The organism is Porticoccus sp., assembly GCF_041592135.1.
In the GTDB taxonomy this organism is placed as follows: domain Bacteria; phylum Pseudomonadota; class Gammaproteobacteria; order Pseudomonadales; family Porticoccaceae; genus Porticoccus.
The window spans coordinates 13,025-36,083 of record NZ_JBFHQR010000009.1 but is presented as its reverse complement, the minus strand read 5'-3'; the positions used below and the strand labels follow the sequence as shown (position 1 = coordinate 36,083).

Here is a 23,059-nt window from a genome sequence, read left to right as displayed (position 1 = left end):
CTGTTCAACAAGCCCTACGGGGTGCTCAGCCAGTTCTCCGATCATGACGGGCATCCCGGGCTGGGCCGATTCATCAAACAGCAGGCTGTATACCCTGCTGGTCGGCTCGACCACGACTCCGAGGGACTGCTGCTGCTCACTGACAACGGCCCATTACAGGCTAGAATCAGTGACCCCAAACACAAAATGGCGAAAACCTACTGGGCACAGCTGGAGGGTGATATCTCCGATGATGCGATCCGCAGATTATCCTCGGGGGTCGAGCTCAAGGATGGCCCCACTCGTAAAGCCCAGGTCAAACGCATTGCAGAACCGCCCGTCTGGCCACGCCAGCCCCCTATTCGCGAGCGCAAGCACCTGCCCACCAGCTGGGTTGAACTGCAAATCAGTGAAGGTCGCAACCGTCAGGTTCGGCGCATGACTGCGGCAGTGGGCTTCCCTACCCTGCGGCTGATTCGCGTGGCGATAGGCCCCTGGCGGATCGATGGTCTCAAACCGGGAGAATCCCGCTGGCAGACAGTCAACCTGCCAACGCCCGCGACCAAGCCCCATGCAGTAAAGCGCCCCCGCGGGAGTAGACATGCCTGAGCGCATTCATTTAACGGTCGCAACGGTGATTGAAGATCGGAACAGATTCTTGCTGGTGCGGGAAATCTGCGATGGCCGCGAAGTGCTAAACCAGCCCGCCGGCCATGTCGAGCCAGGAGAAACCCCGCTTGAGGCGGCAATAAGGGAAACCCTTGAGGAAACTGGCTGGCACGTCAAACCAACTGCCTTGATCAGCTTTACCACCTATACCGCCACACAGAACGGTATCACCTATTACCGCATCGCCCTGGCGGCAAAGGCCGTTGAGCAGGATACCGCTGCCCGGCTCGATCCCGATATTGAAGAAGCTGTATGGCTCGATTATGAAGAAATACTACAAAAGGCGTATCAATTACGCAGCCCGATGGTGCTGGACGCCATCGATGCGTATCGTCGCGGCCAGCTTTATCCATTGGATATACTGAAAACACCCCGGTAGAATCCGCTCCCCTATGAACAGCTCCATTAAAGTTATTGTCGGCATGTCCGGCGGCGTCGACTCCTCCGTCACTGCGTTGTTACTGCAACAGCAGGGCTACGTCGTGGAGGGACTGTTCATGAAAAACTGGGACGAGGACGATGGTACCGAGTACTGCACCGCCCGCCAGGATATGGCCGACGCCCAGCTGGTGGCCGACAAGCTGGGCATTGCCCTGCATACCGCCAACTTTGCCGCCGAGTACTGGGATAATGTGTTTGCGTACTTTCTTGAGGAGTACCGCGCCGGCCGCACCCCCAACCCGGACATCCTCTGCAACCGGGAAATCAAATTCAAGGTATTCCTGGAATATGCACAGATCCTCGGTGCCGATTTCATCGCCACCGGACATTACGTGCGCCGCCAGGATCGCGATGGCCAGACTTACCTGCTGAAGGGGCTGGATAACAACAAGGACCAGAGCTACTTCCTGCACGCCGTCGACGAGGCGGCATTTCAGCGCTCGCTGTTTCCCATCGGTGAAATGGAAAAACCCCAGGTGCGCGCCATCGCCGAGCAGCATGGCCTCGCCACCGCCAAGAAGAAAGACTCCACCGGCATCTGCTTTATCGGTGAACGCCGTTTCAAGGACTTTCTGGAACAGTACCTGCCCGCCCGACCCGGCAACATTGAGACCCCGGAAGGAAACATTATCGGCCAGCACCAGGGACTGATGTACCACACCCTCGGCCAGCGCCAGGGCCTGGGTATCGGCGGAATGAAAGATGCCGGCGAGGAGCCCTGGTATGTGGTCGGCAAAGATCTGCAGCGCAATGTACTGATTGCCGCCCAGGGCACCGACCACCCCCTTCTCTTTACCGACTGTCTCAAGGCGCCCCAGGTGCACTGGATTAACGGCGAACCCGCCGCAACGGAATTCCGCTGTGCCGCCAAAACCCGCTATCGGCAGCCGGATCAGCTCTGCACCGTGACAAAAATGCCCGATGGCTATCTGGTGCGATTTGATAGTCCCCAGCGGGCTGTAACCCCCGGACAATCGGTGGTTTTCTACGATGGCGAAGTTTGCCTTGGCGGCGGCGTCATCGACCACACCTGGGTGGAGGGCGCAAGGTGATTTTCAGCGAGCCTAGCCGCGAACAGGTCATTGCCCTGGCGGGAATTTTCCAGGCCTGCCAACTGGTGGAAACCCTGGCGAAAACCGGCTCGGTGCCCTCGGATCGCTTTAGCGTGTGCATTGAAAGCCTGTTCCAACAGAACCCACCCAGCACCGAGGCCGTGTTTGGTTCCCTGTCAAACCTGCAACTGGGCATCGAATCCATGCAGGAACTGATCACCCTGCGCTCGCAGACCCAAAAGTCCGACACCCTGCGCTATGTAGTGGGGGTTATCTATCTGGCCAACAAGTTGCGCCGCAACAAGAGCATGCTGAACTTGATCGGCGAGCGCCTGCAACAGGCCGCGAAGCAGGCCGAACATTTTGGCTCTTCCAGTCACGCCAACGTCATTGCCAACCTGGCCCAGATCTACCAGGACAGCATCAGCACGTTTCGCTACCGCATTCAGGTCAACGGCTACGCCGGTTACCTGCAACAGGACAACATCGCCCAGCGCATCCGCTGCCTGCTATTCGCCGGCATTCGCGCTGCGATTCTCTGGCACCAGCTGGGCGGTCGCCGCCGCCACTTGCTCTTTAATCGCCAGCGTCTGCTGCAGCAGTTGCGCGACCTACAAACTGCACTCTAGCCGCGAGGCCCATGCGGCCATTTTTTACCTGAAAAAACCGGCGAATTCGGTTAGAATTCGCGCCTTTCTTCACCCGATTCAAGACGTTGCCAATGAACCTATCCAGCCTGACCGCAATTTCCCCCATCGATGGCCGCTACGGCAGTAAAACCATCGCCCTTCGCTCGGCTTTCAGTGAGTTTGGCCTGATCAAATATCGCGTCCTGGTGGAAGTGCGCTGGCTGCAACAACTGGCCGCTCACCCCGCCATTGTTGAACTGGCACCGCTCTCCCCGGCAGCCAATGCGGTACTCGATGAGCTGGTGAGCAACTTCAGTGAAACGGACGCGGCGCGCATCAAAGAGATCGAGCGCACCACCAACCACGACGTCAAGGCGGTGGAATATTTCATCAAGGAGCATATTGCCAAGCATTCCGAGCTGGGCGCCGTCAGCGAATTTGTGCATTTTGCCTGCACCTCTGAGGACATCAACAACCTATCCCACGCGCTGATGCTGAAGGAAGGTCGCGATCAGGTGCTGCTGCCCGAGGTGCGGGAAATTGCCCGACAGATCACGGCGCTGGCCCACCAGTATGCGGCGGTACCCATGCTCGCCCGCACCCACGGCCAAACCGCATCTCCCACCACTGTGGGCAAGGAACTGGCCAATGTTGCCTATCGCCTCAATCGCCAGATTGAGCAGATCGCTGTGGTGGAACTGCTGGGCAAGATCAACGGTGCCGTGGGCAACTACAATGCCCATCTCTCCGCCTATCCGGAGATCGACTGGGCCGCCAATGCCGAGACGTTTATCACCGGCCTGGGGCTGGACTGGAACCCCTATACCACCCAGATTGAGCCCCACGACTACATCGCCGAACTGTTCGATGCCATTGCCCGGCTCAACACCATCCTGATCGACTTCAACCGGGATATCTGGGGTTACATTTCGCTGGGCTACTTCAAGCAGAAAACCGTGGCCGGCGAAGTGGGTTCCTCCACCATGCCCCACAAGGTCAACCCCATCGACTTCGAAAACGCCGAGGGCAACCTGGGTATCGCCAATGCCGTGTTTGGCCATTTGGCACAGAAACTGCCCATCTCTCGCTGGCAGCGAGATCTCACCGACTCCACGGTGCTGCGCAATATGGGCGTCGGTTTCGGCTACAGCCTGATCGCTTACCAGTCCTGCCTGAAGGGTATCGGCAAACTGGAACTGAATGAGCAGCGCCTGGCGGATGATCTCGACAGTGCTTGGGAAGTGCTGGCGGAACCGGTACAAACCGTGATGCGCCGCTACAGCATTCCGGAGCCCTACGAAAAGCTCAAGGCGCTGACCCGCGGTCAGGCGATCACCAAGGACATCATCCAGACGTTTATCGACACCCTCGATATTCCCGAGGATGCCAAAGCCGAACTGCGCGCACTGACGCCGGCCAGCTACATCGGTAACGCCACTGCCCAGGCCCGGGCTGTCTGACCTGCGCGGTCCATCGCTGATGTCAGCAGCCATTCTTGGTGAGTTGTCCGCCGAGGAATTCCTCGCCGACTACTGGCAGCAGCAACCGCTGCTGATCCGCAATGCCCTGCCCGGGTTTATTTCTCCGATAAGCGCCGACGAACTCGCCGGCCTCTCCCTTGAGGAGGATGTCGAATCGCGTATCGTTCTCGAACAAGGCACGAGCGGCCCCTGGGAATTGCACACAGGGCCATTCGAAGAAGATATTTTCCAACAACTGCCGGAAAGTCACTGGACACTGCTGGTTCAGGCCGTGGATCTCTGGGTTCCTGAGGTCAAGGCACTGTTAAAGCACTTTAACTTCCTGCCCCCCTGGCGGCTGGATGACATCATGGTCAGCTATGCGCCGCAGGGAGGCAGTGTCGGCCCCCACTTCGATTACTACGATGTGTTTCTGCTTCAGGCAGAGGGTCGGCGGCGCTGGCAGGTTGGCGGCCTGTGCGACCAGCACACTCCCCAGCTGGATGGCTCGGCGCTGCGCATCCTGCGCGACTTCGAGCAAACCGACGAATGGGTATTACATCCCGGCGACATGCTGTATCTGCCGCCCCGGATCGCCCACTGGGGGATTGCCGAAAACCATTGCCTGACCTATTCCGTGGGCTTCCGCGCCCCCACCCTGGCGGACATGCTCGGCGACCTCGCCACCGAGCTGATGGCCCAGGGCAACACCAGTTATTACCGCGACCCACCCCTGCTGCCAAAGATGGCGGGGGAAGAAATCGACCCGCTGTTTATCGAGCAGGTGCAGGGCATGTTGCGGCAACTGGCCAATGACAAGACTCTGCTGGCCGACTGGTTTGCCCGCTATATGACATCGCCAAAATACCCAGAATTGGCTGCGGAACTGGAAGAGCAGCGCCGCGCCAGCATCGCCGGCCAGCACTACCTCAACGGCGATCTGGCGGACTGAAAGCCCGCCCCCGGCGACCCTACTCCGCCGCGACGGCGGCGCCTCCCGGCCAGCGGTTGTCGCTCGCGCCATGCTGAACGCCCTCCTCCGCCACAATGGCCTGCACTTTGCCGAGCACCCGGGGCGTCTCGGCGACCCGATGCCCCATCTGGCGCAACAGGTTCAGTGTATCCAGGCTGATACCCGATTCATATTGCACTTGGTCCGGCAGCCATTGGTGGTGGATACGCGGCGCCGCCGCAGCTTCCGCGATATTCATATCGAAATCGATGACATTGAGAATATTCTGCAACACCACCGTAATGATGGTACTGCCGCCCGGGCTACCGGTGGCCATCACCGGCTTGCCCGCTTTGAAGACAAGGGTCGGGGTCATCGAAGACAGCGGCCGTTTGCCGCCCGCAATGGCATTGGCCTCGCCCCCCAGCAACCCATAGGCGTTGGGCACACCCGGTTTGGCCGAGAAATCGTCCATTTCGTTGTTGAGCAGGAACCCCGCCCCCGCCACGGCAATGCCACTGCCGTAGGAGAAATTCAGGGTATAGGTGTTGCTGACCACGTTGCCCCACTTATCCCACACCGAAAAATGGGTCGTCTGGGGGCTTTCTGCCTGCAGCGATAAGGCCGGGCGGATATCCACCGAGCGGCTGGCGGTATTCAAATCGATGCTGTCGCGCAGTTGTACTGCGTAGGACTTATCGGTGAGTTTAGCCACCGGCACCGGGAAGAAATCCGGGTCGCCCAGGTAGCGGCTGCGATCGGCGTAGGCGCGCCGCATGGTTTCCGTCAAACGGTGCAGGTAGTCGGCACTGTTGAGGCCGAGGGATGCCAGATCCCAGTCTTCAAGGATGTTCAGCATCTGCACCAGGTGCACACCGCCGGAAGACGGCGGCGGCATGGAGGCGATGGTGTAGCCGCGGTAGTGCCCGAGTATAGGGGCTCGCTCGACCACGCGATAATTGGCCAGGTCGTTCAGTGTGATCAGCCCGCGCTGGCGCGCCATTTCCGCGACAATCAACGCCGCGGTTTCGCCCCGATAGAAGCCCTCAACACCTTGTGCGGAGATTCGTTTCAGCGTGTTAGCCAGATCTGGCTGACGCCAGCGATCACCGCGCTGCAGCATGCTGCCATCCGTGTTAAAAAAGTAACCCGCCGAAGCGGGATCAGCGCGCAAGCGGCCCTCAGCACGGCTCAGTGAATAGGCCAGGGTATCGCTGACGACAAAGCCCTGCTCCGCCAACTCAATCGCCGGTGCCAGCACCTGTTCAAGAGACAGGGTGCCGTAGGCCTTCTGCACATGAACCAGTCCCGCCACGGTACCGGGTACGCCCGCGGAGAGATGGCTGAAACGGGACAAGTCAGCATCTACATCGCCATGCTCATCGATAAACATATCCCTGTCTGCCGCCGCAGGTGCCATCTCGCGGTAGTCAATGGCCAGGGTGCGATCCCCTTTCGCCAGGTGCAGCAACATGAAGCCGCCGCCGCCGATATTGCCCGCCTGGGGCAATGTGACAGCCAATGCAAAACCGGTCGCCACCGCAGCATCGATGGCGTTGCCACCCTGTTTCAAAATCCCTGCGCCAACAGCACTGGCCAATGTTTCCTGGGAAACCACCATGCCGGTGCTGGACAGCACCGGATGAAAACGGGCATTCTGGTCAATAATGGCCGGTTCAGCTGCACCCGTCAGACCGGCTGGCAGCAGCAACACCAGAAACAGCAACTTGATAAAAGCCTGTTTCACATCAACACTCCGCAGGGAATCGACCATAATCTTAACATCCATCACCACATTGAGCCGCTCTAGTGATTGGGCTACAAAAATAAGGGGGCAATTGATGGAAAGCGTCGACTATTTTCCCATCGAGGTGGAAGAAGTCAGCTGGCAGACGGCCAGTGAACAGTTAAAAGCCATTCGTCACGAGGTGTTTGTCGCGGAACAGGGTGTTCCGGTGGCAGAGGAAGTCGATGAACTGGACCCAAAGGCGATGCACTGGATCGCCTATGGTCCACGCAATGTGGCCATGGCAACCGCACGCATGCTGCCGAATGGCCAGATTGGCCGCATGGCCGTGCTAAAGCCCTACCGGCAGCGCGGGGTGGGTTCTTCGCTGATGCGCAACATGGTTCGCTATGCCATTCGCGAGGGCATGGAGCAGTTGATCCTGAGCGCCCAGGTGCACGCAGTCCCCTTCTACGAAGGCTTTGGCTTTATTGCCGAGGGGGATGCCTACCTGGATGCCGGTATCCCGCACCGGGCCATGACGCTCAACCTCCATCGCTTTATGGACAATTCACCGAAACCGCTGCTGCGGGAAATCTCCGATGAAGAGCGCCAGCGACAGGCCATAGACGGCGTTGAGGCCTTTCGTGAGCAGGCGGTGATGCTGGTCAATCGCGCCCAGCGGGAAATTCGTATCTTTTCATTGCGACTGGAACCGGGCATCTACAGCAACGGCAGTTTCTGCGATGCCATCTATGCGTTTGCCACCAGTCATCCGCTGGCCCGGGTCAAAATTCTGGTCAAGGACATTGCCCAGGTGGTGCACAACACCAACCAGTTACATGAACTCTGCCTGCGCCTGCCGAGTCGCATCCAGATGCGCAAACTGGAAATCAGGGAAGAGACGCTGCATACCGAATTTTTACTGGTGGACCGCACCGGTATTCTCTACAAACAGGAGCCGGAGCGTTTTGTCGGCTATGTGGTACCCCACGCACCGCTGGAGTCGGTGGAGCTGGTCGAGGAGTTCGACAAAATGTGGGAGCAGAGCGAGCTGGACCCGGAGTTGCGGCGCCTGCACATCTAGCCTCTGGCAACGTTTCGCCATAAAAAAACCGGGGTGTTGAACCCCGGTTTTTTTAGTACTGAAACCGCTGTAACGGTTACTGCAACTTTGCCTTCTGGCGGTAGGCGTGCAACAGCGGCTCGGTGTAACCACTCGGTTGTGAGCAACCCTTGACGACCAGGTCATAGGCCGCGGCAAATGCCACGCTGTTGTCAAAATCGGGCGCCATGTTGCGATAGGCCGGATCGCCGGCGTTTTGGCCATCTACAATTTTCGCCATGCGCTTCATGGTTTCCAGCACCTGTGCTTCGCTGCAAATACCGTGGCGCAGCCAGTTGGCGATGTGCTGGCTGGAAATCCGCAGGGTGGCACGGTCTTCCATCAGGCCGACATTGTTGATGTCCGGCACCTTGGAACAGCCGACGCCCTGCTCCACCCAGCGCACCACGTAGCCGAGAATGCCCTGGGCATTGTTGTCCAGCTCTTTCTGGATTTCTTCTGCCGTCAACTCACCTTCCAGCAGCGGGATGGTCAGAATGTCGTCGACGCTGGCCGGCGCACGGTTGGCCAATTCATTCTGCAAGGCAAACACATCCACCTGATGATAGTGAATGGCGTGCAGTGTGGCTGCCGTGGGAGAAGGTACCCAGGCGGTGTTGGCACCGGCTTTGGGATGACCGATCTTGGCCACCATCATGTCCGCCATATTGTCGGGGATCGGCCACATGCCCTTGCCGATCTGGGCGCGCCCTTTCAGGCCACAGGCCAGGCCCACATCGACGTTTTGATCCTCATAGGCGCTGATCCACTTCAGGGTTTTCAATTTGCCTTTCGGGGCAAACGGACCGGCTTCCATGCTGGTATGGATTTCGTCACCGGTGCGATCGAGGAAGCCGGTGTTGATGAACACCACCCGCTCACTGGCGGCGCGAATACACTCTTTCAGGTTCACGGAGGTACGGCGCTCCTCATCCATAATCCCGACCTTGATGGTATTGCGCGCCAGACCCAATCCCTCTTCCACCGCGCTGAACAGGCTGTTGGTGAAGGCAACCTCTTCGGGACCGTGCATTTTCGGTTTAACAATGTAAACACTGCCGGTTTTGCTGTTGCGGACAGAACTATTGCCCTTCAGGTCGTGAATGGCGATCAGGCTGGTGATCATGGCATCCATGATGCCTTCCGGCACTTCGCTGCCTTCGCTATCGAGAATGGCCGGGTTGGTCATCAGATGGCCAACATTGCGCACAAACAGCAGGCTGCGACCGGGCAGCACCAGGGAACCGCCGTCCGCAGTGGTGTATTCGCGGTCGGGGTTCATGCGGCGGACGATGGTTTTGCCACCCTTTTCCAGGGTTTCTTCCAGATCGCCCTTCATCAGGCCCAGCCAGTTGCTGTAGACCAGCGCCTTGTCTTCCGCATCCACGGCGGCGACGGAATCCTCGCAGTCCATAATGGTGGTCAGGGCCGCTTCCATCAGAATATCCTTGATGCCAGCACCATCAGTGGCACCGATTACACTGTTGCGTTCAAATTGAACTTCCATATGCAAGTTATTGTTTTTAAACAATATGGCAGTGGGGTCTTCAGCGCTACCCTGGTAACCAGCCAATTGTGCGGGGTCAGCCAGTCCAACCTGGCCGCCGTCGCCAAGTGTGACTTGCAGCTGACCGGCGACCACGCTGTACTGGGTGGCTTCTTTGTGTGAACGACCCGCCAATGGTGCCGACTCATCCAGCAGGTTGCGCGCGTACTCGATCACCAGCGCGCCGCGTACCGGATTGTAGGCAGCGGTTTTTTCCGCGCCACCGGTTTCCGGCAATACGTCTGTGCCATAAAGGGCGTCATAAAGACTGCCCCAACGTGAGTTGGCGGCATTCAGGGCAAAGCGGGCATTCATCACCGGCACCACCAGCTGCGGGCCGGCCTGCTGGGCAATTTCCGGGTCGACATTGGCAGTGGTGATGGCGAAATCGCCGCCCTCGGGTACCAGGTAGCCGATGGCCTGCAGGAACGCCTTGTACTCAGAGTGGTTGTGGAGCTGTCCGGCACGCTGGCGGTGCCAGTTGTCGATCTGGGCCTGCAGCGCGTCACGCTTCTCCAGGAGCTGGCGATTTTTCGGGGCAAAATCACTGACGATGGCAGCAAAAGACTGCCAGAAGGCCGCCACATCAACGCCAGTTCCGGGAATGATGTCCTGGTTTACGAGATCATAAATGGAACGAGCGACCTGAAGTCCACTCACTTGAACACGTTCAGTCATGATTGAGCCCTGTGGTTATACAGTCAGAAAGACATGGATTGTAGGTAACCGGACCGAGATTAATCAATTTTATGAATATTATGTCCGCTATTTCTTTGACGAATAACTTGTCGCTACTCCAGCGTCCGCGCCACATCCGCAATCAGGCGGCGCATCCACTGGTGGGCCGGGTTGTGCTGTAACAGGGGGCTCCAGGCCATGATCAGTTCAATTTCCGGGATGTCAAAGGGCGGCGGCAAAATGGCCACATTGGGGTTGTCCCGCAGCAGCATCGCCGCCTTGGTGGGCAGGGTGATGACCAGGTCGTGCAATTCGGCAAGGCGCATGGCCGCCTGATAGTGGCGGGTGAATACCCGTATACGGCGCTTTTTACCCAGTTTGGCAAGGGCTTCATCAACCCAGCCGAGACGCTGCACGGCACTTGGCTCCATGCCCACACCAATGCCCATGCCGGTTTTGCTGACCCAGACATGGCCCGTTTCCAGGTAAGTATCGAGGGTGAAGTCATTGCGAATGGGGTTGTGGTTGCTCAACAGACAGGAAAAGGAGTCCCGCCAGATGGTCATTTGGTGAAATGACTGCGGCAACATATCAAAGCGATTGATGACCAGATCGACATTGCCCTGCTCCACGTCCTGGTAGCTGATATCACTGGGAGTCAGAATATCGAGGGTAATGTTCGGTGCCTCGGAACGCAGGCGGCGCAGCAAATGTGGCAACAGGGTTGATTCAGTGTAATCACTGACCGATATCCGGAACACCCGATCCGCCTCGGCAGCGTTGAATTCGCGCCGGGGTTCGACAGCCTTCTCGATCGACGCCAATACTTCGCGAACCACCGGTTGCAGCTGTTCGGCGCGCTCGGTAGGCGTCATGCCATCGCTGGTGCGCACCAACAGCGGGTCGTTGAACAGATCCCGTAAGCGCCGCAGGCCATTGCTCATGGCCGGCTGGCTGATACCGAGGTTTTCCGCGGCCCGGGTGACATTTCGCTCCTTCAACAAGACATCCAGGTAAACCAGCAGATTCAAATCGACACTACGTATATTCATATCAAAAATACCGGAAATAATGTCTATAGATTAGCTAAATTTTGGGGTGGTGGCTAGAATTCGTTTCGTTCAACCCGTTTTCTATTCTCAATCTGGAAGGACTGATCATGTCAAACTATTCAAAAGAGATTGATGCTATTGCATCGGTATGCAATGCAAACAGCACATGGAGTGCTATCGACCCTGAATCCGCGGCTCGTATGCGCCTCCAGAACCGTTTTCGCACCGGTCTGGACATCGCCAAATACACCGCCAAGATCATGCGTGAAGACATGGCTGCCTACGATGCCGATAGCGCCCAGTACACACAGTCCCTGGGTTGCTGGCACGGCTTTATCGGTCAGCAAAAAATGATCTCCATCAAAAAGCACCTGCAGACCACCAGCAAGCGCTACCTGTACCTGTCCGGCTGGATGGTTGCCGCCCTGCGCTCTGATTTCGGTCCTCTGCCCGATCAGTCCATGCACGAAAAAACAGCGGTTTCTTCTCTGATCGAAGAGCTGTACACCTTCCTGCGCCAGGCTGATGCCCGCGAACTGGACCTGCTCTTCACCGACCTGGATGCGGCACGCGCCGCCGGCGACAAAGCCAAGGCAGCCGAAATTCAAGCCAAAATCGACAACTTTGAAACCCACGTGGTGCCGATTGTTGCCGATATCGACGCCGGTTTCGGTAACCCCGAAGCGACTTACCTGCTGGCCAAGCGCATGATCGAAGCCGGTGCCTGTTGTATTCAAATTGAAAACCAGGTTTCCGACGAGAAACAATGTGGTCACCAGGACGGTAAAGTGACCGTACCCCACTCCGACTTCCTGGCGAAAATTAACGCCGTACGTTACGCGTTCCTGGAGCTGGGTGTAGACGATGGCGTGATCGTTGCCCGCACCGACTCCCTGGGTGCCGGCCTGACCAAGCAAATTGCTGTCACCAACGAGCCGGGCGACCTGGGCGACCTCTACAACGCCTTCCTCGACGGCGACTACGTTGAAAGCGCTTCTGACATTCAGAACGGCGACGTTGTCATCAAGGCCAACGGCAAATTGCTGAAGCCCAAGCGTCTCGCTTCCGGCCTGTTCCAGTTCAAGAAAGACACCGGTGTTGACCGCGTGGTCCTGGACTGTATCACCAGCCTGCAAAACGGTGCCGACCTGCTGTGGATCGAAACCGAGAAGCCCCACGTTGGCCAGATCGCTGAAATGGTCAACCGCATCCGCGAAGCAGTGCCGAATGCCAAGCTGGTTTACAACAACAGCCCGTCCTTCAACTGGACCCTGAACTTCCGTCAGCAAGTATTCGACGCATGGCAGGAAGAAGGCAAAGACGTCTCCGCCTACGATCGCGCCAAGCTGATGAGCGAAGAGTACGATGCAACGGAGCTGGCTCTGGCTGCTGATGAGCGCATCCGCACCTTCCAGCGCGATGCCTCACGCGAAGCCGGCATCTTCCACCACCTGATCACCCTGCCGACTTACCACACTGCTGCGCTGTCTACTGACAATCTGGCAAAAGGTTACTTTGCAGACGAAGGCATGCTGGCCTACGTTAAGGGCGTTCAGCGTCAGGAAATTCGCCAGGGTATTGCCTGTGTGAAACACCAGAACATGGCTGGCTCCGACATCGGTGACAACCATAAAGAATACTTCGCTGGTGAAGCTGCCCTGAAAGCCGGTGGTAAAGACAACACCATGAATCAGTTCTAGTAATTCACTTTGGTTTCACTCTATATCCCCTATAGAGTACCCTTCAGGGAGCTGGAAACAGCTCCCTTTTTTTATGTTCAGCAAAAGCAGAAAGTACAACGGCAGACAATATCTAACTGCCTGATCTGGCAATTTGAAGGGTTCCCACAGCACGACGGGGCAAGGCTGAAGCCGGGGAAGTAACCGGGCGCCGTCATCGCTCGATGTTTATTTGAGAATCTGGCTTTCCAGATAGTTGGCCAGAGAAGCTCGCTCTTCGTCGCTCAAGTGATCGAAGGCTGGCATTTCACGGTGCTTGTCCGAGCCCCTGATCCATTCCATCAATTCATTTTGCGACTTGCGGGTCAACAGGGTAGCCGGTATCCGCTCCAGGTAATCACTGCGACCCGTGCGCGGATGGCATTCGGCGCAGTTCTCCTGAAACAGTTTTTCCCCCACCGCAATTGAGGGGTCTTCAATGGCACCTTTATCGCCACAACCTGCCAGTACCGCCGAAGCAGCGATGGCGAGGATAAACCGGGAACTGTCCATCATTGTTTCCTTCACTCAGAGCTGATGATTGTTATTCGAATGCGTTACCCGACACACTTTGATGGCCTAAACGTTAGCACATTCCGTCGCTCGCTACCTTTTCCGGGGAATTATACGCAACAGGGTGTTGTCCTTGATCAGGTAGTGGTGGAACAGTGCCGCCACGGCGTGAATGCCCACCAGGAAATAGCCCAGCGTGCCGCCAATCTCATGGAGTTCTTTGATAAACTTGGCCATATCCTTGTTTTCGCTCATTAATGGCGGCAGGGTCAAGCCGTAAAAAGGGATCTCCTTGCCCTCTCCGCTCAGTATCAGCCAGCCCAGTACCGGCATCCCGAACATCAGGGCATACAGGGCCAGATGCACCGTTTTGGCCAACCACATCTGCCAGTTAACCGGCTGCGGCACGATAGTGGGTGTGGCCTGGGTCAACTTGAGTAACAGGCGCAGCCACACCAGCAAGAACACACTCAAACCGAGGGTAAAGTGCCAGGCCTTCAGGGCATTTCGAGGATCACTGCCCTTGGGATAAAACTCCCGCAGCTCAATGCAGGCGTAGACCGCAACCAGTAACAGTAACATCAACCAGTGCATAGCGATGGACAGCGACCCATAACGTTCTGCGGTATTCTTCAGGCTCATATAATAATTCCTTTATTACTCGTTGATAACACAGCAATTAATCACAGAGAAAGGCGACCTAAACCTACTGCTGGCAGTCGTGGTTTGAGCAATTTACACCCGACACCAGTGGCTACAGCAGCGAAGCAGAAGAAACCACAACACCGTTGTTATCTGCATAGACAAACTCCCCCGGATTGAAGGTCACCCCGCCAAAGGTCACCGGGACATTCAGGTCACCGATACCGCGCTTGTCCGTCTTCAGGGGGATACTGGCGAGCGCCTGCACCCCGAGGTCCAGTTCCGCCAGGGCATCCACATCGCGCACACAGCCGTAGATAATCAACCCTTCCCAGCCATTCTTGACCGCGTTTTCCGCGATCATGTCCCCCAGTAGGGCCCGGCGCAGGGAACCGCCGCCGTCAACCACCAGCACCTTGCCCCGGCCGGGTTTGCCGGCATGTTCTTTCACCAGGGAGTTATCTTCATGACACTTGATGGTGACGATCTCGCCGCCAAAACAGTCGCGACCGCCAAAGTTCGCCAGCATCGGCTCCAGCACGCGCACCCGTTCCGGGTTGTCATCACAGAGATCAGGGGTAGAAAAACTCATGACTATGCCTCATACATCATCAATACTGATACCGAGCCGCCCATCCTGCTCCAGCAACTCGAACGAAATCAGCGGACCCACCTCTGAAACGACATCTCCGCCAAGAGGTTGACCACTATCAAGGAGAAAACTAATACCGTGCTTGGGGCAACGCAGGCAACCTTGCAACAAGCGCCCCTTGGCCAGGGGGGAACCATCATGGGGGCAGCGGTTTTCGATCAGCCGGGTGACGCCCGCACTCTGAACCAGCAACAGGTCGCGCCCGGCCACCTTAAAGCGCCGCAAATAGCCCTCTTTGAGCAGGGCGCTAGATTCCAAAGGATAGAAGCTCATATTGACAGGAGATTGCCATGTTAGCAGTGGCACCGCAACGGTGCACGACAGCAAAATTGTCACGGGAAGTAGTGGAACACAGGCGCCTTAAAATAACCTTAACAGGGCGAAATGGCCTGTGAAATTGACCACCACTCCCTTAGACTAGCGCCCATGTCTCAGGTGGCTATTCTCGATTTTCCCTACCGTCCCGATGCCGAATCCCTGTTTGAGACGGTTCGCGACCTGCCGGACGCCATCTGGCTCGACAGCGGCAAACCGCGCAGTTTGTCCGGGCGTTTCGACATCATCACCGCCCAACCAGATACGGTGCTGGAAACCCGCGGGCTGAGCACCCGCATCATCACCCGCAGTGCGGCCAAAACGACGGATGACGACCCTTTCCAACTCGCCCAGGAACTGCTGGCCTCCAGCGGGCTGACCGAAACCGGTTTCAGCGGTTATCCCTTCGTGGGAGGCTTGGCCGGTTATTTCGGTTACGACCTCGGTCGCCGCATAGAAATACTGCCGGACCGGCTGCCAAAAGTGGACGGCCTGCCCGATATGCGGCTGGGGCATTACAGCTGGGCACTGGTACTCAACCATTCCTCGCAAAAGAGCTGGCTCTGTTTTCGCAATCACTGCTCGCCGGTGTTGCGCGCAGAGATACTGAAGCGACTGAAAAATGCCCCCGAGCAAATACCCGAGCCGGGCTACAGCGGTGAATACGCCTTCAACCCTTCCATGGCCAAACAGGACTACCTGGCGGCGGTCGCCAGGATCAAGGACTACATCGGCCAGGGCGACTGTTACCAGGTCAATCTGGCACGGCACTTTTCAGCGGCCTTCGACGGTGACAGCTGGACCCTCTACCGGCAGCTGCGCCGGGTGCTGCCCTCCCCCTACAGTTGCTATTACCACTGGGGCGAGTCTGACCAGGCGGCGCTTAGCCTGTCGCCGGAGCGGTTCCTGAAACTCTCCATGGGACAGGTTGAAAGCAAGCCGATCAAGGGCACCGCCCGGCGCGGCACCACCGTGGAGGAAGACCAGCAAAACGCCATCGAGCTGCTCAACAGCGCCAAGAACCGGGCGGAAAACCTGATGATTGTCGATCTGCTGCGCAATGACCTCGGCAAAACCTGCGAACCGGGTTCGATCCGCGTACCCAAGCTGTTCGCACTGGAGAGCTTTCCCAATGTCCACCACCTGGTCAGTACGGTCACCGGCAAACTGCGCACCGACGAGACGGCGCTAACACTGCTGCGCGGCTGCTTTCCCGGTGGCTCCATTACCGGTGCGCCCAAGAAGCGCGCCATGGAAATCATCGAGGAGTTGGAGAGTTGCCGCCGTTCACTGTACTGCGGCAGCATCGGCTATATCAGCGACACCGGGCGCATGGACACCAATATCGCCATCCGCACCCTGCTGGCGGATGGCGACAAACTGCACTGCTGGGGTGGTGGCGGGATCGTGGCCGACTCGGTGGCGGACAGCGAATTCCAGGAAACACTGGACAAGATTCGGGTATTGATACACCCGCGCGGCGACTGAGCACCGCGCGTTACTGACATCTGTGCCGACGAAGGGCTGTTACAGGCTCAGGTCGCGCACACTGGCCCTGATAAATTCCTGCTTCAAATCTTCATAGGTGTGTACCGCCGGGAACTGTGGGAACTCGTCGATCACGTTCTGCGGCGCATGGAACAGGATACCCGCGTCCGCTTCCGCCAGCATGGTGGTGTCGTTATAGGAATCGCCGGTCGCGATGGTGCGGTAATACATGCTCTTGAAGCCGACCACGGCCTGGCGCTTGGGATTGGCCTGGCGCAGCCGGTAATTCACCACCCGGCCATCGCCGTCCGTTTCCAGCTTGTGGCAGAGCAGTGTTGGGTAACCGAGCTGGCGCATCAGCGGCAGCGCAAATTCATAGAAGGTATCCGACAGGATCACCACCTGGAAGCGTTCACGCAGCCAGTCGACAAACTCGCGGGCGCCTTCCAGCGGTGAAAGCGTGGAGATTACTTCCTGAATTTCCTTCAAGCCAAGGCCGTGTTTATCAAGAATATCAAGGCGATAGCGCATCAGAACATCGTAATCTGGCTCATCTCGGGTGGTCCGCTTCAGCGCTTCGATACCGGTTTTCTCGGCAAAGGCAATCCAGATTTCCGGAATCAATACACCTTCTAGGTCCAAACAGGCGATTTCCACAGCAATATCCTCTCAACACAGGGCCAGAAAAACCGCGCCACTCTAACCATTTCACCGCAACTGCGCAACAAAGCCGCCCCCCGCACCACTAATAGCCGTATTGATGTGGATTATATTTTCTGATTATTTTTCCTTTAGTTAAGGCTTTGGTATCATCCCCGGCCTCAACGACACTCAGACCCATTTACCGAGGATACGAGCGAACCCCATGGCTGATAACCGTTTAAACACCGTTGATCTCGATCGCCAGCTCTCCGAGCAGACGCCCCAGGAAATCCTGAAATATGCCCTGGAAGCATTCGACAACATTGCCATTTCCTTCAGCGGTGCTGAAGACGTGGTGCTGATCGACATGGCCTGTAAAATCAATCCCGCAAAGGTACAGGTTTTCTCTCTGGATACCGGTCGTCTGCATGCGGAAACCTACCGTTTCATCGAGAAGGTCCGCGAACACTACGGCATCGAAATCGATGTGGTGTTCCCCGATGCCGCCGCCGTCAACAAGATGGTGCGCGAAAAGGGTCTGTTCAGCTTCTACAAGGACGACCACAAGGAGTGCTGTGGCATCCGCAAGATCGGCCCCCTGCGCCGCAAGCTGCTCACCGTGGACGCCTGGATTACCGGCCAGCGCCGCGACCAGAGTCCCGGCACCCGCACCGCCATTCCCGTGATTCAGGACGACAAGGCCTTTGCCCGCCCCGACGACAGCCTGACCAAGTTCAATCCCCTGGCCAACTGGACCTCCGAGCAGGTGTGGGACTACATCCGCAGCAACAATGTGCCCTACAACGAGTTACACGATAAGGGCTACGTCAGCATTGGCTGCGAACCCTGTACCCGCCCCACCGGCCCCGGCCAGCACGAGCGCGAAGGTCGCTGGTGGTGGGAAGAAGCCACCCAGAAAGAATGCGGCTTGCACGCGGTCAACATCAACAAGTAATTGGATACCCGCATGAAAATCACCCTCGTCAAGAAGATCAAACTGGACGGTAGCCTCTGCAAGAAATGTGAAGAGGTCCAGCAGAAGATGGAAGAAGCCGGCCAGATGGCGCTGATTGACGAGGTATTGATTGCCGACGAGCGCGACCCCGCGTCCCCCGGCATGGAGCTGGCTTCCCTGTACCAGGTGGAACGGGCACCGTTCTTTCTGGTGGAGCGCGAGGGTCAGCCGCCGGAGATTCACACCGTCTACTTCAAGTTTGTCAAGGAAGTGCTGAACCAGAAGACCCGTGAAGAGGACGAACTGAAGGAGATTCTCAACGACAATCCGGATCTGGATTTTCTCTGAGCCAATGGCCAGCATTTCTGGCTATTTTTACATCCCCCCGTTTTTTCCGGTCGCTACAGCTCCGGCAACTCCACTGAAGCAAAGAACTTCTCCAGATCATCCTTGGCGTGAATGGAGCAGGCCTCGTCGACCCGATCCCGGGTCAGGTGGGGCGCAAACAGCTCAATGAAATCGTACATATAGCCGCGCAGGTAGGTGCCGCGCCGGAAACCAATGCTGGTGACACTGGATTTGAACAGGTGCTTGGCATCCAGCGCCACCAGGTCGGCATCCTTGACCGGGTCAACGGCCATATGCGCGACGATGCCGATACCCAGCCCCAGGCGCACATAGGTCTTGATCACATCGGCATCGGTGGCGGTAAAGACCACCTTCGGCACCAGACCGCGGTCATTGAAGGCTTCATCGAGACGGGAGCGGCCGGTAAAGCCAAACACATAGGTGACCAGCGGGTAACTGGCCACCTCCTCCAATGTCAGCCTGGAGGATTGTGCCAACGGGTGATCCTTGGGCACCAGGATACAGCGGTTCCAGCGATAGCAGGGCATCATCAGCAGGTCGTGAAACAATTCCAGGGCTTCCGTGGCGATGGCGAAATCCACCGCACCGTCGGCGGCCTGTTCAGAAATCTGCATCGGTGTACCCTGGTGCATGTGCAGCGACACCTCCGGGTATTTGTTGATAAACGACTCAATCACCCTGGGCAGTGCGTAGCGGGCCTGGGTGTGGGTGGTGGCGATGGAGAGACTGCCCTTCTTGGGGTCGTTGTGCTCCTGGGACAGCTGCTTGATGCTCTCCACCTTGCGCAGGATATCCCCCGCCACCCGGAGAATCTCCTCGCCCGCCGGTGTCACCCGGGTCAGGTGCTTGCCGCTGCGGGAAAAAATTTCCACCCCGAGTTCATCTTCCAGCAAACGTATCTGCTTGCTGATACCGGGCTGCGAGGTATACAGACTTTGCGCAGTGGCGGAAACATTCAGTTCATGATGTGCCACTTCCCAGATGTAGCGAAGCTGTTGTAGTTTCATGTTTTCACCCGGCTAGACTGCAATGGTCTAAAAATATAAAAAACTATTCCTTTGAAGAATAGGGTTAAATTGATAGAGTTGCCAGCCTATTTTGGGGTACGGAAGCACTGGATTTTGCTGGATTTTTTGCTGTATATCCTGTCGGGCGCCTTTGTCGGACTGGTGGTGGGACTCACTGGCGTGGGTGGTGGGTCACTGATGACGCCACTGCTGATCCTGTTGGGTATTCCCTACAACATCGCCATTGGTACAGATTTGCTCTACGCCTCGATTACCAAAGCAGGCGGCGTGGCGGCACACTCACGCCAGAAAAGTATCCAGTGGCGCCTGGTGGGTTTTCTCGCCGCCGGCAGCATCCCCGCCTCACTGATCACCGCCCAATTGCTGCAGCGCGTGTTTACCGATGCCAATGAACACAAGGAAATCCTCACCACCAGCCTGGGAGTCATGCTGATCATTACGGCGGCGGTGATTCTGTTCAAGCGGGTACTGCGTGACACCTCCGACCGACCACACGGCCCGGTGGGCTCCTTTTTCCAGCTACACGCCACCAAGGTGACCTTTATCGCCGGCATCTTCCTCGGCGTGTTCGTGACCCTGTCCTCGGTGGGCGCCGGAGCGTTCTGCGCCGCCCTGTTGATGATCCTGTTTCCGCGCCTACCGGCATTGCACATTGTCGGCACCGACATCGCCCATGCGGTCCCCCTGACACTGATCGCGGGATTGAGTCACCTGATCTTCCTGGGCAATGTGGATATGGTGCTGCTGGGATCTCTGCTGATCGGCTCCCTGCCCGCCATTCAGCTCGGCACCAAGCTGGCGGCGCGACTGCCCAGTGGCGTGCTGCAATCGATCCTGGCGTTCCTGCTGCTCGGCATGGGCATCAAATTCAGTATTTTCTAGACGGCTGTCAGCCTTTGCGATTGGCGATCCCGTGGGGCACATGGCCAGTGGCCACGTGGTTCTTGGCCGAGTCGCAGTGGGACTGCTGGTCGTCAAAGAACACATCCGCCCCGTAGGACTTCAGAAATGCCGCCTTGTCGAGTCCGCCGAGAAACAGCGACTCGTCGATGCGAATAGTCCAGGCGCGCAGTGTGCGCACCACCCGCTCGTGGGCCGGCGCCGAGCGCGCCGTCACCAGCGCGGTGCGAATGGGGCAGGTCTTGGGGGTGAACTCCGCCTGCAGTGCGTGCAGCGCCTGCAGGAAATGTTTGAAGGGTCCGCCGCTCATGGGTTGTTTGGCGGCCGCCTTCTCACTCTGGGTAAACGCCGCCAGGCCACTCTCCTTGAACACCCGTTCGGACTCATCGGAGAACAGCACCGCATCGCCGTCAAAGGCAAAACGCAGTTCATCGTCGTCGCGATCCCTCGAGCCGGAAGAAATCAGCGTGGCCGCCGCCACCCCGTGATCCAGTGCGTTGCAGACATCTTCGGCATTGGTGGACAGAAACAGATGACAGCCAAAGGCGGCCACATAGCGGTACGGGCTCTCCCCGCCACAGAACGCGGCGCGGGTAATATTCAAGCCATGGTGTTCAATGGAGTTGAACACCCGCAGGCCGGTATCGGCCGAATTGCGGGACAACAGGATCACTTCCACCCGGGGTTCACCACCGAGTTTTTCGTTGATGCGCAACAGCTTCTTGACCATGGGAAAGGCTTCCCCGGGCATCAGCAGCTCGTCCTCATGCTCCACCTGGTAGCGGGAATAGGCATCCAGTCCCTCCTCCTCGTACACCCGGTGGCTTTCATCCAGGTTAAACAGCGCCCGCGATGAAATCGCAATCACCAGTTTGTCACCAAAGTTTTTTGACACTAACCTGTCCTCTGTACAGCGCCGCCTGAATGCGGCCATCCGTCATGGCTAATTTAATGGCAATACCGGCAAAGCTCAAACCGGAAATAGAAACCCTGCTGAGGGACGGTATCGAAACCGTCAGGCGGCTCTCCGGTGGCGATAGCGCCGACGCGCTGCGCACGAGCCGTGGCCAATACTATTTCCTGAAGCTGGGCCGACGACTCCCAAACGACCTGTTTGACAGCGAGGCCCGGGGCCTCAAGGCCATTGCCGCTACCCACACCATCATGACACCAACCATTGTGGCAAGCACTGCAGATTTTTTGCTGCTTGAATGGATCGTGGCGGCAGTGCCAAAAGCCGATTACTGGACAACGTTTGCGCGCCAACTGGCCGCCCTGCACAACCACACCGCCGAACGCTTCGGCTTCCAGCAGGACAACTATTGCGGCGCCACGCCCCAGCACAACCGCTGGCAGGAAAACGGACACCGCTTCTTTGCCGAACAGCGCCTGCTATACCAGGCACAACGGGCTGTCGATAAAGGCCTGTTGACCGCCACCGAGGTACGGGCCATTGAACAACTCTGCCTTCGCCTGCCCGAACTCATTCCCGCCCAGCCAGCTTCCCTGATTCACGGCGATCTCTGGTGCGGCAACCAGATCGGCAACAACCGTGGACAGCCGGTGCTATTCGACCCGGCCTGTCATTACGGCTGGGCCGAGGCGGAGTTGGCCATGACCCGGCTGTTCGGTGGCTTTGGCGAGGGGTTTTACGCCGCCTACCAGGAACTGCGGCCCCAGGTGAGGGGCTGGCAACAGCGCTGCGAGCTCTACAACCTCTATCATCTCCTCAATCACCTGAACCTGTTTGGGATGAGCTATTACCCTCGGGTCTGCAGCATAATCGAGTGTTATCGGTAAACCGGTACAGATCAGAAAGGGCAGCGATGACGGGATTAATGGCGGCACTACGCCTAGAGCGGGATAAAGGCCATGGTGGCCACATTCTGGGCGACCGTCTTGATCACGCGCTGGTTTTTCTCTGCCATGATGGTGGCCATCATGTCCTGCAGGGCTATCAACTTGCCAAACAAGCGTTCATAGCTGAGATTTTGCCTGCTCCCCCGCCAACTGTTGGTCAGGATTAACGGCTGATCCTGGCCATCGCGGGCATTGGCGAGGCGCCACAGGGCAATCTCGATATTGCGGGCGCTGTGATAGAGTTTTTGCTGATCCAGCTCCGAGAGCAGGTAAAAGTCAGTCTGGTAGCCGTAGGATTCGCGGATCATCCCGGTGAGCCCCACCATCAGCGCGAACACCCGGTCGCCGCGATAGCCGGGATCAACCGACAATTCAATGGCAGCAGTGCCACCAACGGGCAGTTCGGGAAAGGCCAGCCGGCCAGGCATGGTAAAGATCTCGGTGACCCGATGGTCGATGGTCTGTCCCTTAACCTTGTGGAGTTCCCTGGGATTGCGCTTATAAAGCTTGATGGTCAACGTTTTCAACAGCGCTTCTGTTTCGCGGTAGTGGGCGTCGGCCACCATATCGATGTCCGTCTTGGCCAGATTCCTGACCTTGAACGCGGAATCGGCGCAGCCGGCCAACAACAGGCACCAACAACCGAGCAAAAAAGCGGCGACAACCCTCACTACAATTCCCCTGTATA

General features: G+C 57.7%; 24 protein-coding genes. 13 read left to right on the top strand and 11 right to left on the bottom strand.

Annotation, left to right across the window (positions count from 1 at the left end):
• From ABY948_RS01980 to ABY948_RS01955, 6 genes are all read left to right on the top strand, one after another.
• Positions 1 to 588 (top strand): pseudouridine synthase (locus ABY948_RS01980; protein ID WP_461480830.1); only part of this gene is annotated, 588 nt, incomplete at its 5' end.
• Complete coding sequence (locus ABY948_RS01975) at positions 581 to 1,027, top strand: NUDIX hydrolase (RefSeq protein WP_461480829.1); 447 nt, start codon at positions 581 to 583, stop codon at positions 1,025 to 1,027. The genes ABY948_RS01980 and ABY948_RS01975, both read left to right, overlap by 8 nt.
• Before the next feature lie 13 nt (positions 1,028 to 1,040).
• On the top strand, positions 1,041 to 2,141 hold the full coding sequence (gene mnmA / locus ABY948_RS01970) for a tRNA 2-thiouridine(34) synthase MnmA (protein WP_461480828.1): 1,101 nt from the start codon (positions 1,041 to 1,043) through the stop codon (positions 2,139 to 2,141).
• Positions 2,138 to 2,770: a high frequency lysogenization protein HflD gene (hflD, locus tag ABY948_RS01965; protein WP_461480827.1), complete on the top strand. Its 633-nt coding sequence runs from the start codon at positions 2,138 to 2,140 to the stop codon at positions 2,768 to 2,770. The genes mnmA and hflD overlap by 4 nt, the downstream gene beginning before the upstream one ends.
• A 92-nt stretch (positions 2,771 to 2,862) precedes the next feature.
• Entirely contained in the window at positions 2,863 to 4,230 is a 1,368-nt protein-coding gene (gene purB, locus ABY948_RS01960) for an adenylosuccinate lyase (protein WP_461480826.1), read from the top strand.
• Between the two features lie 19 nt (positions 4,231 to 4,249).
• On the top strand, positions 4,250 to 5,182 hold the full coding sequence (locus ABY948_RS01955) for a cupin domain-containing protein (protein WP_461480825.1): 933 nt from the start codon (positions 4,250 to 4,252) through the stop codon (positions 5,180 to 5,182).
• A gap of 19 nt (positions 5,183 to 5,201) precedes the next feature.
• Here the strand turns inward: ABY948_RS01955 and ggt are convergent, their stop codons facing one another.
• Positions 5,202 to 6,956 (bottom strand): gamma-glutamyltransferase, encoded by a 1,755-nt coding sequence (gene ggt, locus ABY948_RS01950; RefSeq protein ID WP_461480824.1) that lies wholly within the window; start codon positions 6,954 to 6,956, stop codon positions 5,202 to 5,204.
• Between the two features lie 67 nt (positions 6,957 to 7,023).
• Here ggt and ABY948_RS01945 point away from each other — a divergent pair, with 67 nt between their 5' ends.
• Entirely contained in the window at positions 7,024 to 7,995 is a 972-nt protein-coding gene (locus ABY948_RS01945) for a GNAT family N-acetyltransferase (protein WP_461480823.1), read from the top strand.
• 76 nt (positions 7,996 to 8,071) lie between these two features.
• On the opposite strand, the gene ABY948_RS01940 is transcribed toward ABY948_RS01945, so the two are convergent.
• A complete protein-coding gene (locus ABY948_RS01940; protein ID WP_461480822.1) occupies positions 8,072 to 10,237 on the bottom strand; it encodes a malate synthase G in 2,166 nt (721 codons plus the stop codon).
• Between the two features lie 113 nt (positions 10,238 to 10,350).
• On the bottom strand, positions 10,351 to 11,289 hold the full coding sequence (locus ABY948_RS01935; protein WP_461480821.1) for a LysR family transcriptional regulator: 939 nt from the start codon (positions 11,287 to 11,289) through the stop codon (positions 10,351 to 10,353).
• A gap of 107 nt (positions 11,290 to 11,396) precedes the next feature.
• Here ABY948_RS01935 and ABY948_RS01930 point away from each other — a divergent pair, with 107 nt between their 5' ends.
• Complete coding sequence (locus ABY948_RS01930; protein WP_461480820.1) at positions 11,397 to 12,989, top strand: isocitrate lyase; 1,593 nt, start codon at positions 11,397 to 11,399, stop codon at positions 12,987 to 12,989.
• A gap of 207 nt (positions 12,990 to 13,196) precedes the next feature.
• On the opposite strand, the gene ABY948_RS01925 is transcribed toward ABY948_RS01930, so the two are convergent.
• The 4 genes from ABY948_RS01925 to ABY948_RS01910 form a co-directional block, all read right to left on the bottom strand.
• Positions 13,197 to 13,520, bottom strand: a complete 324-nt coding sequence (locus tag ABY948_RS01925; protein ID WP_461480819.1) for a c-type cytochrome — start codon at positions 13,518 to 13,520, stop codon at positions 13,197 to 13,199.
• A 93-nt stretch (positions 13,521 to 13,613) separates the two neighbouring features.
• On the bottom strand, positions 13,614 to 14,162 hold the full coding sequence (locus tag ABY948_RS01920; protein ID WP_461480818.1) for a cytochrome b: 549 nt from the start codon (positions 14,160 to 14,162) through the stop codon (positions 13,614 to 13,616).
• Between the two features lie 112 nt (positions 14,163 to 14,274).
• Positions 14,275 to 14,754 (bottom strand): ribonuclease E activity regulator RraA, encoded by a 480-nt coding sequence (gene rraA / locus ABY948_RS01915; protein ID WP_461480817.1) that lies wholly within the window; start codon positions 14,752 to 14,754, stop codon positions 14,275 to 14,277.
• Positions 14,755 to 14,763: 9 nt separating this feature from the next.
• On the bottom strand, positions 14,764 to 15,072 hold the full coding sequence (locus ABY948_RS01910) for a Rieske (2Fe-2S) protein (protein WP_461480816.1): 309 nt from the start codon (positions 15,070 to 15,072) through the stop codon (positions 14,764 to 14,766).
• Between the two features lie 168 nt (positions 15,073 to 15,240).
• Here ABY948_RS01910 and pabB point away from each other — a divergent pair, with 168 nt between their 5' ends.
• Complete coding sequence (gene pabB / locus ABY948_RS01905; protein WP_461480815.1) at positions 15,241 to 16,617, top strand: aminodeoxychorismate synthase component I; 1,377 nt, start codon at positions 15,241 to 15,243, stop codon at positions 16,615 to 16,617.
• Between the two features lie 39 nt (positions 16,618 to 16,656).
• Here pabB and thrH read toward each other — a convergent pair whose 3' ends face one another.
• Positions 16,657 to 17,274 carry a bifunctional phosphoserine phosphatase/homoserine phosphotransferase ThrH gene (thrH, locus tag ABY948_RS01900; protein WP_461480814.1) on the bottom strand — a complete coding sequence of 206 codons (618 nt, stop codon included), beginning with the start codon at positions 17,272 to 17,274 and terminating at the stop codon, positions 16,657 to 16,659.
• A gap of 208 nt (positions 17,275 to 17,482) precedes the next feature.
• Between thrH and ABY948_RS01895 the strand changes: the two genes are divergently transcribed.
• Positions 17,483 to 18,214: a phosphoadenylyl-sulfate reductase gene (locus ABY948_RS01895; protein ID WP_461480813.1), complete on the top strand. Its 732-nt coding sequence runs from the start codon at positions 17,483 to 17,485 to the stop codon at positions 18,212 to 18,214.
• Positions 18,215 to 18,226: 12 nt separating this feature from the next.
• A complete protein-coding gene (locus ABY948_RS01890) occupies positions 18,227 to 18,562 on the top strand; it encodes a hypothetical protein (protein WP_461480812.1) in 336 nt (111 codons plus the stop codon).
• Between the two features lie 53 nt (positions 18,563 to 18,615).
• Here ABY948_RS01890 and cysB read toward each other — a convergent pair whose 3' ends face one another.
• On the bottom strand, positions 18,616 to 19,590 hold the full coding sequence (gene cysB / locus ABY948_RS01885) for an HTH-type transcriptional regulator CysB (RefSeq protein ID WP_461480811.1): 975 nt from the start codon (positions 19,588 to 19,590) through the stop codon (positions 18,616 to 18,618).
• A 114-nt stretch (positions 19,591 to 19,704) separates the two neighbouring features.
• Between cysB and ABY948_RS01880 the strand changes: the two genes are divergently transcribed.
• Positions 19,705 to 20,493, top strand: coding sequence for a sulfite exporter TauE/SafE family protein (locus tag ABY948_RS01880; RefSeq protein ID WP_461480810.1), 789 nt, complete (start codon positions 19,705 to 19,707; stop codon positions 20,491 to 20,493).
• A gap of 7 nt (positions 20,494 to 20,500) precedes the next feature.
• On the opposite strand, the gene ABY948_RS01875 is transcribed toward ABY948_RS01880, so the two are convergent.
• A complete protein-coding gene (locus ABY948_RS01875; protein ID WP_461480809.1) occupies positions 20,501 to 21,406 on the bottom strand; it encodes a 5'-nucleotidase in 906 nt (301 codons plus the stop codon).
• A gap of 56 nt (positions 21,407 to 21,462) precedes the next feature.
• Between ABY948_RS01875 and ABY948_RS01870 the strand changes: the two genes are divergently transcribed.
• Positions 21,463 to 22,311: a fructosamine kinase family protein gene (locus tag ABY948_RS01870; RefSeq protein WP_461480808.1), complete on the top strand. Its 849-nt coding sequence runs from the start codon at positions 21,463 to 21,465 to the stop codon at positions 22,309 to 22,311.
• Between the two features lie 53 nt (positions 22,312 to 22,364).
• Here the strand turns inward: ABY948_RS01870 and ABY948_RS01865 are convergent, their stop codons facing one another.
• Positions 22,365 to 23,042, bottom strand: a complete 678-nt coding sequence (locus ABY948_RS01865; RefSeq protein ID WP_461480807.1) for a hypothetical protein — start codon at positions 23,040 to 23,042, stop codon at positions 22,365 to 22,367.
• Between the last annotated feature and the right edge of the window lie 17 nt (positions 23,043 to 23,059).

Excerpts from the sequence above, each read along its gene's own strand:
- ABY948_RS01955 (WP_461480825.1), top strand. The coding sequence starts at position 4,250 with ATGTCAGCAGCCATTCTTGGTGAGTTGTCCGCCGAGGAATTCCTCGCC.
- ABY948_RS01945 (WP_461480823.1), top strand. The coding sequence starts at position 7,024 with ATGGAAAGCGTCGACTATTTTCCCATCGAGGTGGAAGAAGTCAGCTGG.
- ABY948_RS01925 (WP_461480819.1), bottom strand. The coding sequence starts at position 13,520 with ATGGACAGTTCCCGGTTTATCCTCGCCATCGCTGCTTCGGCGGTACTG.
- purB (WP_461480826.1), top strand. The coding sequence starts at position 2,863 with ATGAACCTATCCAGCCTGACCGCAATTTCCCCCATCGATGGCCGCTAC.
- rraA (WP_461480817.1), bottom strand. The coding sequence starts at position 14,754 with ATGAGTTTTTCTACCCCTGATCTCTGTGATGACAACCCGGAACGGGTG.
- ABY948_RS01895 (WP_461480813.1), top strand. The coding sequence starts at position 17,483 with ATGGCTGATAACCGTTTAAACACCGTTGATCTCGATCGCCAGCTCTCC.
- cysB (WP_461480811.1), bottom strand. The coding sequence starts at position 19,590 with ATGAAACTACAACAGCTTCGCTACATCTGGGAAGTGGCACATCATGAA.
- ABY948_RS01935 (WP_461480821.1), bottom strand. The coding sequence starts at position 11,289 with ATGAATATACGTAGTGTCGATTTGAATCTGCTGGTTTACCTGGATGTC.
- mnmA (WP_461480828.1), top strand. The coding sequence starts at position 1,041 with ATGAACAGCTCCATTAAAGTTATTGTCGGCATGTCCGGCGGCGTCGAC.
- ABY948_RS01975 (WP_461480829.1), top strand. The coding sequence starts at position 581 with ATGCCTGAGCGCATTCATTTAACGGTCGCAACGGTGATTGAAGATCGG.
- ggt (WP_461480824.1), bottom strand. The coding sequence starts at position 6,956 with ATGGTCGATTCCCTGCGGAGTGTTGATGTGAAACAGGCTTTTATCAAG.
- ABY948_RS01920 (WP_461480818.1), bottom strand. The coding sequence starts at position 14,162 with ATGAGCCTGAAGAATACCGCAGAACGTTATGGGTCGCTGTCCATCGCT.
- ABY948_RS01870 (WP_461480808.1), top strand. The coding sequence starts at position 21,463 with ATGGCAATACCGGCAAAGCTCAAACCGGAAATAGAAACCCTGCTGAGG.
- ABY948_RS01890 (WP_461480812.1), top strand. The coding sequence starts at position 18,227 with ATGAAAATCACCCTCGTCAAGAAGATCAAACTGGACGGTAGCCTCTGC.
- ABY948_RS01940 (WP_461480822.1), bottom strand. The coding sequence starts at position 10,237 with ATGACTGAACGTGTTCAAGTGAGTGGACTTCAGGTCGCTCGTTCCATT.
- ABY948_RS01930 (WP_461480820.1), top strand. The coding sequence starts at position 11,397 with ATGTCAAACTATTCAAAAGAGATTGATGCTATTGCATCGGTATGCAAT.
- pabB (WP_461480815.1), top strand. The coding sequence starts at position 15,241 with ATGTCTCAGGTGGCTATTCTCGATTTTCCCTACCGTCCCGATGCCGAA.